Raw genomic sequence first — 13057 nt, forward strand, 5'->3', positions numbered from 1 at the left:
GGAAGCTTAGGAAGAAATGCCGCCGCCGAAGCGCGTGTCGGCCTGGCGGCGGAATTCGCTGGGCGTCATGCCCTTGATCTCGAGAAAGCGCCGGTTGAAGTTGGCCACGTTGTTGAAGCCCACCTGGTAGCAGATGTCGGTCACGTAGTGGTCGGTCTGCATCAGCAGGTGGCAGGCGCTGTTGATGCGCACGCGGTTGACGAAGTCGGTGAAGCTGTTGCCAGTGGAGCGCCTGAAGAAGCGGCTGAAGCGGCTCTCGCTCATGCCCAGCTCGGCCGCCACGTCGGACATCGAGATCGGGTCGGCCATGTTGTTGGTGATGCGGTTGACGATGCCGTTGATCTGGTCGACCTGCGCGTCGCCGTCCGCGCCCTGTGCGCCCTGCATCTGCACGCTCGACAGCAGCCGGTAGTCGGTGCATTGCGAGAGATCGGCCATGAAGTCGAGGAACAGGCCCAGGCGCCGCACGCCGCGCGCGGCCTTGATGCGGTCCCAGTGCGCCTGCGCCTGCTGCGACATGCCGAAGAACTCGATGCCGTGGCGCGCGCGCTCCAGCAGCTGCATCACTTCGCGCAGCTCCGGAATGCCGGCGGCCGCGCTCTCGATGGGTTCGTGGCGGAACTGGATCACCCGGTCGCGCCCCGCCGCGCCGCCTTCGGGCACGTCCAGCGAGATCCAGTTGTGCGGCAGGCGCGGCCCGCACAGCACCAGGTGCCCCGGCTGGAACGGCCCGATCCAGTCGCCGATGAAGGCCTTGCCCGAGGTCTCGGTGATCAGGTGCAGCTCATAGTCTTCATGGAAGTGCCATCGCACCAGCGGGCTGGGGAAGCCGTGCGCCAGGCAGCGCACCAGGCCGGTTTCTTCGGGCGCCTCGTAGCCCAGCGAGGGGGAGCGCGCAAAGTCGCGCTCCAGTTCGGGCTGGCGCTGGCGGGGGACCGAGCGTTTGCGTGTGGACGTCGTCATGGCGGCACGGTTCAGGACCGGGAAGCAACAGCCGTATTTTCTTTCTTCGCCAGCGCGGCGTGAACCGCCTCCAGCGTGGGTGGATCGGCACCCTCGCGGGTGCAGTTGAGGGCGGCGGCGGTGGCGGCGAAGGCCATCACCTCGCGCCATGAGTCGTCGCCCAGTTCGCCGAGCTGCTCCGGCTTTTCGACGCCGTGCGCCAGCAGCGACACCGACAGCCCTGCCGTGAAGGTGTCACCCGCGCCGATGGTGTCGACCACCTCGACGCGCGGCGCGGCCACGGTGATCGGCGCGTGCCCGGCGCGCCAGAGCGTGGCGCCGTCGCCGCCGCGCGTGACGATCACGGCGCGCGCGCCGGCCGCCAGGCAGTCGGTGGCCAGCGCGTCGACCGGCTGGCCAGGTGCGAGCAACCCCGCATCCTCGTCGCTCAGCTTGACCAGGTCGGCCATGCCGAACCAGCCGGTCACCCGCTTGCGATAGGCGGCCATGTCGGTGATCAGGCTGGGCCGCACGTTCGGGTCGAACACGACCACGCGCTGCCCCCGGTTCGCGGCGACGAGGTCGGCGATGCGCGTGGCGGCCGGGTCTTGCAGCAATGAGATAGAGCCGAAGTGCAGGAAGCGGCACTCCGCCGGCAGCTGGGGCAGCGGCTCGGGCGCCCAGGTGGCGTCGGCGCTGCCCTGCGTGTAGAAGGCGTAGCGGTTGGTCTGGGGCGTGCGCTCGACGAAGGCCAGCGTCGACGGCGCGCCGCTGCGCAGGATGAAGCTGGTGTCCACGCCGTTGCGTTGCAGAAAGCCCATCAGCCGTTCGCCGAACAGGTCGGTCGACAGCTGCGTGAGAAAGCCGGTCGGCTGCCCGAGCCGCGCGCAGGCCACGGCGGTGTTCAGCGGCGAGCCCCCTTCATGGCCCAGGAATGCCAGGGTGCCCGCCTCTCCGGCGGTGAAATCGATCAGGGCTTCGCCCGTGAGTGCAATGCGCATGGTGTGTGGGTCGGGATTCTTGTGTCGTCGGTCAGGGCAAGGTGCGCGCATCGGCCAGGAAGCCGCGCTCGGCGGACAGTGTGGCGGAATGGTCGAGCAGTTCGGCAAACAGCCGCGGCGGAATGGTGATGGCGCCCACGCCGAGCCCCAGCAGCGAAAGATACGCCTCGCGCGACCGGATGCTGGCCACCAGCAGCCGCGTACCCGAGGCCGGCCGCCGCGCCACCAGCGACTGCATCTGCGCGATCAGCGCCAGCCCGTCGATGCCCGCGTCTTCCAGCCGCCCTAGGTACGGCGCCGCATAGGCCGCGCCCAGTTGCGCCGCGAAGTGGGCCTGCTCGGGCGCGTACACGGCGGTCCAGGTGACGGGCACGCCCTGCGCGATGAGCCGCGCGCCGGCGTCCAGGCCCTGCCGCGTGGCGGGGATCTTGATGACGAGTTGGCCGAGGTCGAAGTGCTGCAACAACGCTCGGGCGTCTTCGAGCATGCCGTCGAGGTGTTCCGAACAGACCTGCGCCTGCACCTGACGTGCGCCCAGTTCGATGCAACGCGCGAGCAGCCCCGGCACGGCGGCGCGGCCGACGCCCGCACGCTTGAGCAACGTCGGGTTGGTCGTCACGCCGTGCACCACCGGGTGGGGCAGGCAGGTCTCTATCTCCGCCAGGTCGGCGCTGTCGAGGTACAGGTGGAAGTCTTCGTTCATGGGTTGCTTCCTACTGGCGAGCCGGGCTGTTTCGGGGTGCGTGCACAGGGCACCGGGTACTCCCTCCGCGAATTTCCCCCGGCCGGCGGAGAACATTCGCGGAGCAAGGTACCCCGCCGGCGTGAGCGCCCCCCGAACAAGGCCACGGAAAAACAAGAACCGATCTCATCGACAACCCAGCTCAAGACATGACATTACCGCCATCGACATTCAAGGTCTGCGCCGTGATGTAGCGCGCCTCGTCGCTGGCGAGGAACACCGCCGCCCCCGCGATATCGTCCGGCACGCCCATGCGGCCGAGCGGCACCGCCAGCCCGACCTGCCGCTTCTTCTCTCCGGGCGGCAGGCCCTCGGCCTTGGCGAACAGGCTGTCGACATGGTCCCACATCGGCGTATCGACCACACCGGGCGCAATGCCATTGACACGTATGCCGTGCGGCGCCATCGCCAGCGCGGCGCTCTGCGTGTAGCTGATGACCGCCGCCTTGGTCGCGCAGTAGTGCGACACCAGCGCCTCGCCCCGGCGTCCGGCCTGCGAGGCCATGTTGATGACCGACGCGCCCTGCGTGCCCGCCTCCACCATGTGCCGCAGCACCGCCTGCATCACGAAGAACATGCCTTTCACATTGACCGCGAACAGCCTGTCGAAGGATGCCTCGTCGCTGTCCAGCAGCGGCGCGAGGTCGAACACCGCGGCGTTGTTGAACAGCGTGTGCACCGGCCCGAAGGCCACCTGCGCCTGCGCCAGCATGTGGACGATGGCGGCGGTGTCGGTCACGTCGGCAGCGATGTAGGCGAGCTTGCCCGGCTGGTCCTGCTGCAGCGCACGCACCGCGTCGGGCGCGGCGGTGGCGCGGTCGACGACTGTGCAGCGCGCTCCCTCGGCGATACAGGCCTGCGCCACGGCCAGGCCGATGCCGCCGCCCGCGCCGGTAAGAAGCACATGCCGGTCTTGAAGGCGGGCGCTCATGGCTTGCTCCCTGCTTCTGCTACGAAGCGCGCAACGCGCTCGCCGGCGCGGCGCACCGCTTCGACCAGCCGGGCGTCGCCCGCGATGTTGCCCCACAGCCCCGCATCGGCGCACAGCGCAGCAACCGGGTCGGCCGCATCGCAGATCGCATGCGCCACCGCTTCGTCCATGCCCTGGTCCTGGTAGGCGTAGGGCAGCGCACCCTTGTGCCAGCGCTGCAGGAAGGCCAGGAACAGCGCGGGCAGCATCGCCACGCTGTCGATGCCCTTTACGGCCGCCAGGCGCTCGCGCACCGTCGGCGCGATGAAGCCGGGGATCTTCGAGAACCCGTCCGCCGCCACGCGCTGATTGGTGTCGCGTATGGCGGGGTTGCCGAAGCGGTCGAGCACCACGTCGCGGTAGGCCGCAAGGTCGATCGGGCTCGGGCTCAGGCAGGGAATGACGTCGTCGCTCACGTAGTCGAAAGCCATCTTGCGGATGGCCGCGTCGTGCGTGCCTTCGTGGATGAAGTCCAGCCCGACCAGCGTGCCCGCCCAGGCAATGCAGCTGTGCGTGGCGTTGAGGATGCGTATCTTGGCCTCTTCATACGGCTGCACCGACTCCACCAGTTCCACGCCCACGCGGCCCCAGTCGGGGCGGCCGGCCGCGAAGTTGTCCTCGACGACCCACTGGATGAAGCTCTCGCCGGTGATGGCCGCCGTGTCGTCGCGCCCAGTGGCGGCTTTGACTCGCGCTCGCAGCTCGGGCGGCGGACGCGGCGTGATGCGGTCGACCATCGCGTTCGGGCAGCGCGTGTTCGCGTTCACCCAGGCCAACAGGCCGGCATCGCCCGCGAGTTCGATGAACTCCAGCAGCCCGGCGCGAAAGCGCTCGCCGTTGTGGCGCAGGTTGTCGCAGTTCAACAGCGTCACGGCGCCGGAATCGGCCGCCTTGCGCGCGCGCAGGATGGCGCACACCGCGCCGTAGATGGTCACGTTGTCGCCGCCGGCCTCGCCCTTGCGGGCACGCTCCACATCGGCAGCGAGGTCGCTGAACGACAGGTCCAGCTTGCCCTTGTTGTCGAGGTAGTAGCCGGCCTCGGTCACGGTGAAGGACACGATGCGGGTCGACGGCGCCGCGCCGCGCGCGACCACGTTCGCCAGCGAGCGCTCCCACGGCAGAACCTCGCGGATGGCGTCGATTTGCTCGTAGCGGTATTCGCCGGCGGGCGACACGGTCTCGAGCGTGTAGCGCCCGCCCTGCGCCTGCAGCGCCGCGACGATGTCGGCCATGTCCGGCCGGATGTTGGCGCCCGACAGCGACCAGCGGGTGTCGCCCGCCTCGATCAGCCGCTGCAGGTACACCGCCTGGTGAGCCCGATGGAACGAGCCCAGGCCGAGATGAAGCACCGTGAACTCCGTGGGAGCCGGTGGAATTTGCGCGATGGTCACGGGAATGTCCGTTGAAAAGGCGTTGAAAAAATCTGGATCGATCACGCGGCGACCGAGCGGCCTTCGCGGTTGAACAGGTGCAGCACCGACGGATCGAGCTCCACGGCCACGTCGTCGCCGGCCTGCAGCGGCGTGCGGTCGTTCTGCCGCGCGATCAGCGGCACGCCGCCCACGTCGACGTGGATGAGCGTGTCGGCGCCCAGCGCCTCGATGAGTTCGACACGGCCCTGCACATCGCTCACCGGCGCGCCCTGCTTCGGATGCACGCGCAGGCCTTCCGGCCGCACGCCCAGGAAGCCGTCGCTCGGCAGCCTGCCTCCGGTGGCGGCCGAGAAGCTGGGAATGGCATTGGCGGCCACCATGTTCATCGACGGCATGCCGATGAACTGCGCGACGAACTGGTTGGCCGGGTGGTCGTACAGCTCCAGCGGCGTGCCGACCTGCTCGATCAGCCCGTCCTTGAGCACCACCACGCGGTCGGCCAGCGTCATGGCTTCCACCTGGTCGTGCGTGACGTAGATGGTGGTCGCGCCGAGCGCGCGGTGCAGCTTGTGGATCTCGACCCGCGTGTTGCCGCGCAGCGCCGCGTCGAGGTTCGACAGCGGCTCGTCGAACAGGAACACCTTGGGCGCGCGCACGATGGCGCGGCCGATGGCCACGCGCTGGCGCTGGCCGCCCGACAGGTCCTTGGGCGTGCGGTCCAGGTACTGCGTGAGGTTGAGCGTCTTGGCCGCGTACTCGACCTTGGTCTTGATCTCTGCCTTGGACACGCCCGCCAGCTTCAGCGCGAACGACATGTTGTCGTACACGCTCATGTGCGGATAGAGCGCGTAGCTCTGGAACACCATCGCCAGGTCGCGCTTGCCCGAAGGCGTCCAGGTGATGTCCTTGCCGTCGAGCAGCAGGTTGCCGCTGGTGATGGGCTCCAGCCCGGCAATCAGCCGCAGCAGCGTCGACTTGCCGCAGCCCGAGGGCCCGACGAAGACGATGAACTCGCCCTTCTTTATCTGCAGGTCGACGCCCTTGATGATGTGGATGTCACCAAAGCTCTTCTTGATGTTCTTGAGTTCGAGGTAGGCCATGAGATGTCTCCCTTTCTTTACTTGACGGCACCGAAGGTCAGGCCTTGGACGAGCTGCTTCTGGCTGAACCAGCCGAACACGACGATGGGCGCGATGGCCATCAGCGAGGCCGCCGACAACTTGGCCCAGAACAGGCCCTCGGGGCTGGAGTACGAAGCGATCAGCGTGGCCAGCGTGCCGGCCTTGGCGGAGGTGAGGTTGAGCGCCCAGAAGGCTTCGTTCCAGCTCAGCACCAGGCACAGCAGCCCGGTGGATGCGAGCCCGCCCACCGACAGCGGCAGCACCACGTGGCGGAACTCGGTCCACAGGCTGGCGCCGTCCATGCGCGCGGCCTCCAGGATCTCGTTGGGGATGTCCTTGTAGGCGCTGTAGAGCATCCACACCATGATCGGCAGGTTCGACAGCGTGAACACGATGGTCAGCGCAGGCAGCGAGTCGAGCATGCCGGCGGTCTGCGCCAGCACGTAGATCGGCACCAGCGCGCCCACGGCCGGCATCATCTTGGTGGAGAGCATCCACATCAGGATGTCGCGCGTTCTCTTCGTGCGAAAGAAAGCCATCGAATACGCCGCCGGCGCCGCTATCAGCAGCCCGATGATGGTCGAGCCCAGGCTGGTGATGAGCGAGTTGCGCGCATACAGCAGGTAGTCGCTGCGGCGCTGCACCTCGCCGAAGTTGTCGAGCGTGGGCTCGAAGATGAAGAGCGGCGGCACGTGGATGGCCTGCAATTCCGTCTTGAAGGCCGTGAGGAACAGCCAGCCGAGCGGAAAGAACAGCACGAGCGTGACGGCCCACGCACCCACGGTGCGAATGGCCTGCGGCAGGAAGTTGCTGGGGGCTTGTTGTTGTTGCATGGCTTGCGTGCCTCAGTCGAGGTTCTTGCCGATGATCCGGATGAGGAACACGGCCACGATGTTCGCCAGTACCACCGCGAACAGCGCGCCGGCCGAGGCCACGCCCACGTCGAAGTTCATGAGCGACTGCTTGAAGATCATGTAGGTCATGTTGGTGCTCGCGTTGCCCGGGCCGCCGTTGGTGGTGATGGCAATCTCGGCGAACACGCTGAGCAGGAAGATCATCTCGATCATGATCACCACCGCCATCGGGCGGCCGAGGTGCGGAATGGTGAGATAGAAGAAGCGCTGCACCGAGCTCGCGCCGTCCATGCGCGCGGCCTCCATCTGCTCGCGGTCGAGCGACTGCAGCGAGGTGATGAAGATCAGGCAGGCGAATGGCAGCCACTGCCAGGCCACCATGATGATCACCGACAGCAGCGGGAAGTCGGTGAGCCAGTCCACCGGCTGCGCGCCGAAGAAGCGCCACAGGTCGGCAAGCACGCCGTAGATGGGGTTCATCATCATGTGCTTCCACAGCAGCGCGTTGACCGCGGGCATGACGAAGAACGGCGAGATCAGCAGCACCCGCACGATGCCGCGCCCGGGGAAGGGCTCGTTCACCAGCAGCGCCAGCAGCACGCCCAGAACCACGGTGATGATGATCACGCTGCCGATCAGCAGCAGCGTGTTCCATGTGGCCGGCCAGAAGTCGGGGTCGGTGACGAAATAGTGAAAGTTCTCGATGCCCGCGAACGTGTGTTCGCCGGGCTGCATGAGGTTGTAGTTGACGAACGAGAAGTACAACGTCATCAGCAGCGGCACGATCATCCAGAGGAAGAGCGTGAGCACCGCGGGCGCCATGAGGGCGCGGGGCAGGAGTCGTTTCATGAGGTATCCCTTCTTGTGGTCCCTGGCTCCTTCCCCCGCTGGGGGAAGGCTGGGATGGGGGCTGCCGATCAGGCGCGGCACCGAACGATGCACCGCGAGCCCCCACCCCTACCCTCCCCAGCGGGGGAGGGAGCAAGCCCGAGGACTTACTTGTAGTACCCGCCCTTTTTCATCTCGCGCTCGGCAGCCGTCTGCGAAGTCTTCAGCGCCTGGTCCACCGTGACCTTGCCCGCCAGCGCCGCGCTCATCTGCTGCCCCACCGCCACGCCGATGGCCTGGAACTCGGGAATGGCCGCGTACTGCACGCCGACGTACGGCGACTTGGGCAGCGTGCTGTCTGTCAGGTTGGCGCTGTCGATGGCCTTCTTCTCGGCCTCGGCGAACTTCGCGACCTTCTGGAACTCGGGGTTCGCGTAGATCGACTTGCGCGTGCCGGTCGGCACCGAGGCCCAGCCGGTTTCCTTGGCCACCAGGTTGATGTAGTCCTTGGAGGTGGCCCACTTGATGAACTTCTGCGCCGCGTCGTCCTTGGTCGAACTGGCGGGAATCGCGAGGTTCCACGACCACAGCCAGTTGGCGCCCTTGGGCGTGACGGCGGTCGGCGCCTGCGCGAAGGCCACCTTGTCGGCCACCTTCGACTGCTTCGGGTCGCTGATGAACGAAGCCGCAATGGTCGCGTCGACCCAGGCCGCGCACTTGCCCTCGTTGAACAGCGCCAGGTTCTCGTTGAAGCTGTTGGCCGATGCGCCCGGAGGGCCGTCCTTCTTCATCATGTCGACGTAGAAGGTGATGGCGTCCTTCCAGGGCTTGGTGTCGATCTGCGGCTTCCACTGCATGTCGAACCACTGGCCGCCGTTGGTGTTGACCAGCGTGGTCAGGAAGGCCATGTTGTCGCCCCAGCCCGGCTTGCCGCGCAGGCACATGCCGTACACGCCGTTCTTAGGGTCGTTGGCCTTGTCGGCGAACTCCTTCACCTGCGCCCAGGTCGGCTGGTCGGAGAACTTCACGCCCACCTTGTCGGCCAGGTCCTTGCGGTACATGAGCATCGAGCTTTCGCCGTAGAACGGAGCCGCGTAGAGCTTGCCCTCGTAAGACAGGCCGTTGCGGATGGCCGGCAGCAGGTCGTCGATGTCGTAGGCGGCATCGGTGGCAATGGGCTTGAGCCAGCCCTTCTTCGACCAGATCGGCGCTTCGTACAGGCCGATGGTCATCACGTCGAACTGGCCGCCCTTGGTGGCGATGTCGGTGGTCACGCGCTGTCGCAGCGTGCCTTCTTCCAGCGTGACCCACTTGAGCTTGATGTCGGGGTTGGCTTTCTCGAAGAAGGGTGTGAGCTTCTGCATCTCGATCATGTGGCCGTTGTTGACGGTCGCGATCACGAGTTCGGTGGCGGCCTGGGAAACGACGCCCGTGCCGATGAGTGCGAGGACGAAGCCCGCTTTCAGAAAACGCTTCATGTTGTCTCCTAGAGGTGAGCGACGCCCTGTTGTGCCTGTCGGGTCGCCGTGGCCGAATTCTGGAGAAACGCGCTTGCGGTTTTGGTACTTCGAATGTCGGTGCTGGTACTTTCATGCACCGGTTGACTGGGAGATTCCCTAGTCAGCGCAATACAGCATGCATGAGGGGCGGTCCAAAGGCCTCAATTACCGCCTCAGGCGCCGCCCAGCAACTGGCGCCGGAACTGCACCGCGGCCGGCGACAGCGGCCGGCCCTCGCGGGTGATGAGGCAGATGGGCGGCACGCGCACCGGCAGCTCGATCGGCACGGTGCGCAGCACGCCCAGCCGGGCGTAGTGGCTGGCCTGCGAGGCGGGCATCACGGCCGCCATGTCGGAGTTCTCCAGCAGCGCCGTGATCGCAATCGGCGATGCCGTTTCGATGATGTCCAGCCGCGCCCGGATGCCGGCCTCGCGCATGGCCGCCTCGAAGCGCCCGCGCTGCGGCGAGCCCGGCGGCTGCAGCACCCACGACCAGTGCGCCATGTCCGCCAGCGCGAGGTTGGCGCGCTCGAACACCGGATGCCCGGCGCGCACCACCACCACCTGCGACTCGCCCAGCAGCGGCACGCTCGCGTACTTCGCCTCGTCGTGCCCGTCGGTGAGCCGGCCCAGCACGAGGTCGACGTCGCCCTGCTCCAGCTGCGCCTGTATCACGTCGCTGGTCTCCACCACCACCGACACGGCCACCTGAGGATGGCGACGGTGGTATTCCACCAGCGCCGGCGCCAGCAGTTCGGGCACCGCGCCCGGCACACTGCCCACGCGCAGCGCGCCGCTCAGGCCCGAGCGCAGCGCCAGCATCTCCTCGCGGGCGGTGCCGAAGTCGCTGAGCACGCGGTGGGCATAGCGGATCAGGATCTTGCCGTAAGGAGTGGGCTCCATGCCACGCGCAAGGCGCTCGAAGAGCCGTTCGCCGAGCGAGTCTTCCAGCTGCTGCAGCAGCTTGGTGGCCGCCGGCTGGCTGATGTTCATGGCCTCCGCCGCGCGGCCGAGGTGCCGGTGGGTGTCGAGCCGGGCCAGCAGAAGCAGCTGGCGCGGGCGCACGTGGAGCATCAGCGAAGCGTCGGTCAGGCCGGAAGTCATGCACAAAAGTATATGGACTCCCGGGCTTTTTCGATTGGATCGCGAACGCGAAGCTCCGTACGCTCAACGCCATAACAAGCTGGAGACAACCCGATGAAGCTTTCTTTCCTGGCCCGCGCGGCGGGGCTGGCGGCGGCCATGCTGCTCGCGACGGCCCCGCTCACGGCCGATGCGCAGGCGCCCTACCCCGACAAGCCGATGCGCATCCTGGTCGGCGCCTCGCCCGGCGGCGGCACCGACATCCTGGCGCGCGTGCTGGCCGACAAGTTCTCGCAGGCCCTCAAGCAGACGGTGGTGGTCGAGAACCGCCCCGGCGCATCGAATACCATCGCGGGCGAACTCACGGCCCGCGCGCCGGCCGACGGCGCCACCCTGCTGCTGGCCACCAACACGGCACAGGCGGTGGCGCCCCACATCCTCAAGCTCAAGTACGACCCGCTCAAAGACCTGCAACCGATCGGGCTGGTGGCGGTGATGCCCAACGTGCTGGTGGTGTCTGCCAGCTCGCCCTACAAATCGGTGAAGGACCTCGTGGCGGCCATGGCCGCCAGGCCGGGCGGCTTCAAGTACGCGTCCTCGGGCATCGGCAGCACGCAGCACGTGGGCGGCGAGGCCTTCAACCTGGCCACCGGCATGAAGTCGATCCACGTGCCGTACAAGGGCAGCTCGCAGGCGCACGTCGACATCATGGCGGGCGAGGTGGACATGATGTTCGACAGCACCTCCTCGGCCATGGGCCAGATCAAGGCCGGCAAGTTCCGCGCGCTGGCCGTGAGCGCGCCCCAGCGCTCGCCCGAGCTGCCCGACGTGCCCACGCTGGCCGAGCAGGGCGTCAAGGGCGCCGACGTGTCCACCTGGTACGGCCTTTACGTGACTGCCGGCACGCCGCGCCCCGCGGTCGAGCGGCTGAGCGCCGAACTCGGCCACACGCTGAAGCTGGCCGACGTGCAGGCGCGCATCAAGGCGCTGGGCGGCGAACCCGGCGCCCTGACGGGCGAGCCCTTCGCGGCCATGAACCGGCAGGAGTTCGAGCACTACGGCCAGCTCGTGCGCGACGCCGACATCAAGGCCGAGTGAGCCGGCCGCTACCTTTTTTTCACAACGCATCCGACAACATGCCCACCTCATCCCCAACCCCCGGCGTGACCCTCGCCAAACCCCGCATCGTCGTGCTGCTCGGCGACCCGAGCGGCATTGGCCCCGAGATGGCCGTGAAGCTGCTGGCGCGCCAGCGAAACCTGGACGCGGCCCGTGTGCTGCTGATCGCAGACCCGGTCGTGCTCGCGGCCGGCGAGCGGGTGGCGGGCGCGAAGCTCGACGTGCTGCGGGCCGACAGCCTCGACACGCTGCGCTTCGAGGACGGCCGCCCCACCCTGCTCGCGCAGGACTGGATGCAAGGGCATGAACCTGTGCTCGGCGAATCCAACGAGCAATCGGGCCGGGCGTCGTTCGAGGCGCTGGAGCTGGCCACGCTGGCAGTGCGGCGCGGCCAGGCCGAGGCGATCCTGTTCGCGCCGCTCAACAAGCACTCGCTGCGCCTGGGCGGCCTCGTGCACGAGGACGAACTGCGCTACATGCAGGAGCGCTTTGCCGTCACCGGCTTCGTCTGCGAGTTCAACCTCACGGGCTCGCTCTGGACTTCGCGCGTGACCTCGCACATTCCGCTGAAGGACGTGGCGAGCCACATCACGGTGCAGGGCGTGAGCGACGCGGTGAAGATCATCGCCGCCGCGTTGCGCCGCTCGGGCGTGGCGCATCCGCGCATCGCGGTGACGGGGCTCAACCCGCACGCGGGCGACGGCGGCTCGATCGGCATGGAAGAGATAGAAATCATCGCGCCGGCCATCGAGCAGCTGCGCGCCGAAGGCTTCGACGCGCGCGGGCCGTTCTCGCCCGACACGGTGTTCATCGGTGCCCGGCGCGGCGATGTCGACGCGGTGGTGTCGATGTACCACGACCAGGGCCAGATCGCGATGAAGCTCATGGGCTTCGAGCAGGGCGTGACCTTGCACGGCGGCCTGCCGGTGCCGGTGGCCACGTCGGCCAGCGGCAGCGCCTTCGACATCGCGGGCCGGGGCATCGCGCAGATCGAGGGGCTGCAGCAGGCCTTCGACCTGTGCGTGCGCATGGCCAGCGGCGCGCCTGTGCGCAAGCCGGTGGGGTGAGCCAAACAAAAAGGGCCGCTTGCGCGGCCCTTTCATTTGAAAACTCAGGCGGTCGGCGGTTCGCCGTAGCTGTTGGGCTCGGGCTGGGTCGGCTGCACGTAGAAGTAGATCAGCACGAGGTTGACGAGCGGGATGAGCGCCAGCAACAGGAACCAGCCGCTCTTGCCGATGTCGTGCAGGCGGCGCGCTCCCACGGCCAGCGCGGGCAGCAGCAGGGCCAGGGCCGCGATGCCGTACAGGAACCGATGAATCAGGCTTGCCACGATGAGAACCACCAGCTGCGCAAGCACGAACCACCAGAACTCGGAGCGCGATGCGCGCCCGGTGAAGTCCACGTACTTGTTGAGACAGGTCTTGACCGCTGTTTGAAAATCCATTTACCGGCTCCTCTTGATTGACCCCAGGGGAATTTCCCTGGGCCGATCATATCGGCGCATCTTTCAACCACAAATACAGCCA

The 13057-nt window shown here is 67.5% G+C and carries 13 protein-coding genes; 2 read left to right on the forward strand and 11 right to left on the reverse strand.

Going from position 1 to position 13057, the window contains the following annotated elements:
• Positions 1-6 precede the first annotated feature (6 nt).
• The 10 genes from ACQY8B_RS18875 to ACQY8B_RS18920 all read right to left on the reverse strand — a co-directional run bounded on the left by ACQY8B_RS18875 (position 7) and on the right by ACQY8B_RS18920 (position 10433).
• Positions 7-963 carry an AraC family transcriptional regulator gene (locus tag ACQY8B_RS18875; protein WP_081268082.1) on the reverse strand — a complete coding sequence of 319 codons (957 nt, stop codon included), beginning with the start codon at positions 961-963 and terminating at the stop codon, positions 7-9.
• 11 nt (positions 964-974) lie between these two features.
• Positions 975-1943, reverse strand: coding sequence for a carbohydrate kinase family protein (locus tag ACQY8B_RS18880; RefSeq protein WP_422088101.1), 969 nt, complete (start codon positions 1941-1943; stop codon positions 975-977).
• A 31-nt stretch (positions 1944-1974) separates the two neighbouring features.
• On the reverse strand, positions 1975-2646 hold the full coding sequence (locus ACQY8B_RS18885) for a transaldolase family protein (protein WP_422088102.1): 672 nt from the start codon (positions 2644-2646) through the stop codon (positions 1975-1977).
• Between the two features lie 181 nt (positions 2647-2827).
• A complete protein-coding gene (locus ACQY8B_RS18890; RefSeq protein WP_422088103.1) occupies positions 2828-3616 on the reverse strand; it encodes an L-iditol 2-dehydrogenase in 789 nt (262 codons plus the stop codon).
• Positions 3613-5004 carry a D-arabinitol 4-dehydrogenase gene (gene dalD / locus ACQY8B_RS18895; RefSeq protein ID WP_422089077.1) on the reverse strand — a complete coding sequence of 464 codons (1392 nt, stop codon included), beginning with the start codon at positions 5002-5004 and terminating at the stop codon, positions 3613-3615. The genes ACQY8B_RS18890 and dalD overlap by 4 nt, the downstream gene beginning before the upstream one ends.
• 83 nt (positions 5005-5087) lie before the next feature.
• The gene (locus tag ACQY8B_RS18900; protein ID WP_422088104.1) at positions 5088-6128 is read right to left on the reverse strand and encodes an ABC transporter ATP-binding protein; all 1041 of its coding nucleotides are present in this window, start codon (positions 6126-6128) and stop codon (positions 5088-5090) included.
• Between the two features lie 17 nt (positions 6129-6145).
• Entirely contained in the window at positions 6146-6982 is an 837-nt protein-coding gene (locus tag ACQY8B_RS18905; RefSeq protein ID WP_422088105.1) for a carbohydrate ABC transporter permease, read from the reverse strand.
• A 12-nt stretch (positions 6983-6994) separates the two neighbouring features.
• On the reverse strand, positions 6995-7852 hold the full coding sequence (locus ACQY8B_RS18910; RefSeq protein WP_422088106.1) for a carbohydrate ABC transporter permease: 858 nt from the start codon (positions 7850-7852) through the stop codon (positions 6995-6997).
• 146 nt (positions 7853-7998) lie between these two features.
• Positions 7999-9309: an ABC transporter substrate-binding protein gene (locus ACQY8B_RS18915; RefSeq protein ID WP_422088107.1), complete on the reverse strand. Its 1311-nt coding sequence runs from the start codon at positions 9307-9309 to the stop codon at positions 7999-8001.
• Positions 9310-9503: 194 nt separating this feature from the next.
• A complete protein-coding gene (locus tag ACQY8B_RS18920) occupies positions 9504-10433 on the reverse strand; it encodes a LysR family transcriptional regulator (protein ID WP_422088108.1) in 930 nt (309 codons plus the stop codon).
• Between the two features lie 93 nt (positions 10434-10526).
• Here ACQY8B_RS18920 and ACQY8B_RS18925 point away from each other — a divergent pair, with 93 nt between their 5' ends.
• Together ACQY8B_RS18925 and ACQY8B_RS18930 are read left to right on the forward strand one after the other, a co-directional pair.
• Positions 10527-11510 carry a Bug family tripartite tricarboxylate transporter substrate binding protein gene (locus ACQY8B_RS18925; RefSeq protein WP_422088109.1) on the forward strand — a complete coding sequence of 328 codons (984 nt, stop codon included), beginning with the start codon at positions 10527-10529 and terminating at the stop codon, positions 11508-11510.
• Between the two features lie 38 nt (positions 11511-11548).
• Positions 11549-12598: a 4-hydroxythreonine-4-phosphate dehydrogenase PdxA gene (locus ACQY8B_RS18930; RefSeq protein WP_422088110.1), complete on the forward strand. Its 1050-nt coding sequence runs from the start codon at positions 11549-11551 to the stop codon at positions 12596-12598.
• Positions 12599-12642: 44 nt separating this feature from the next.
• On the opposite strand, the gene ACQY8B_RS18935 is transcribed toward ACQY8B_RS18930, so the two are convergent.
• The gene (locus ACQY8B_RS18935) at positions 12643-12975 is read right to left on the reverse strand and encodes a DUF805 domain-containing protein (protein WP_422088111.1); all 333 of its coding nucleotides are present in this window, start codon (positions 12973-12975) and stop codon (positions 12643-12645) included.
• Between the last annotated feature and the right edge of the window lie 82 nt (positions 12976-13057).

It is taken from the genome of Variovorax sp. (assembly GCF_965279555.1).
Taxonomy (GTDB): domain Bacteria; phylum Pseudomonadota; class Gammaproteobacteria; order Burkholderiales; family Burkholderiaceae_C; genus Variovorax.

Coding starts and splice junctions, on each gene's coding strand:
- ACQY8B_RS18890 (WP_422088103.1), bottom strand. CDS start 3,616: ATGAGCGCCCGCCTTCAAGACCGGCATGTGCTTCTTACCGGCGCGGGC.
- ACQY8B_RS18885 (WP_422088102.1), bottom strand. CDS start 2,646: ATGAACGAAGACTTCCACCTGTACCTCGACAGCGCCGACCTGGCGGAG.
- ACQY8B_RS18935 (WP_422088111.1), bottom strand. CDS start 12,975: ATGGATTTTCAAACAGCGGTCAAGACCTGTCTCAACAAGTACGTGGAC.
- ACQY8B_RS18910 (WP_422088106.1), bottom strand. CDS start 7,852: ATGAAACGACTCCTGCCCCGCGCCCTCATGGCGCCCGCGGTGCTCACG.
- ACQY8B_RS18880 (WP_422088101.1), bottom strand. CDS start 1,943: ATGCGCATTGCACTCACGGGCGAAGCCCTGATCGATTTCACCGCCGGA.
- ACQY8B_RS18915 (WP_422088107.1), bottom strand. CDS start 9,309: ATGAAGCGTTTTCTGAAAGCGGGCTTCGTCCTCGCACTCATCGGCACG.
- ACQY8B_RS18925 (WP_422088109.1), top strand. CDS start 10,527: ATGAAGCTTTCTTTCCTGGCCCGCGCGGCGGGGCTGGCGGCGGCCATG.
- ACQY8B_RS18930 (WP_422088110.1), top strand. CDS start 11,549: ATGCCCACCTCATCCCCAACCCCCGGCGTGACCCTCGCCAAACCCCGC.
- ACQY8B_RS18905 (WP_422088105.1), bottom strand. CDS start 6,982: ATGCAACAACAACAAGCCCCCAGCAACTTCCTGCCGCAGGCCATTCGC.
- ACQY8B_RS18875 (WP_081268082.1), bottom strand. CDS start 963: ATGACGACGTCCACACGCAAACGCTCGGTCCCCCGCCAGCGCCAGCCC.
- ACQY8B_RS18920 (WP_422088108.1), bottom strand. CDS start 10,433: ATGACTTCCGGCCTGACCGACGCTTCGCTGATGCTCCACGTGCGCCCG.
- ACQY8B_RS18900 (WP_422088104.1), bottom strand. CDS start 6,128: ATGGCCTACCTCGAACTCAAGAACATCAAGAAGAGCTTTGGTGACATC.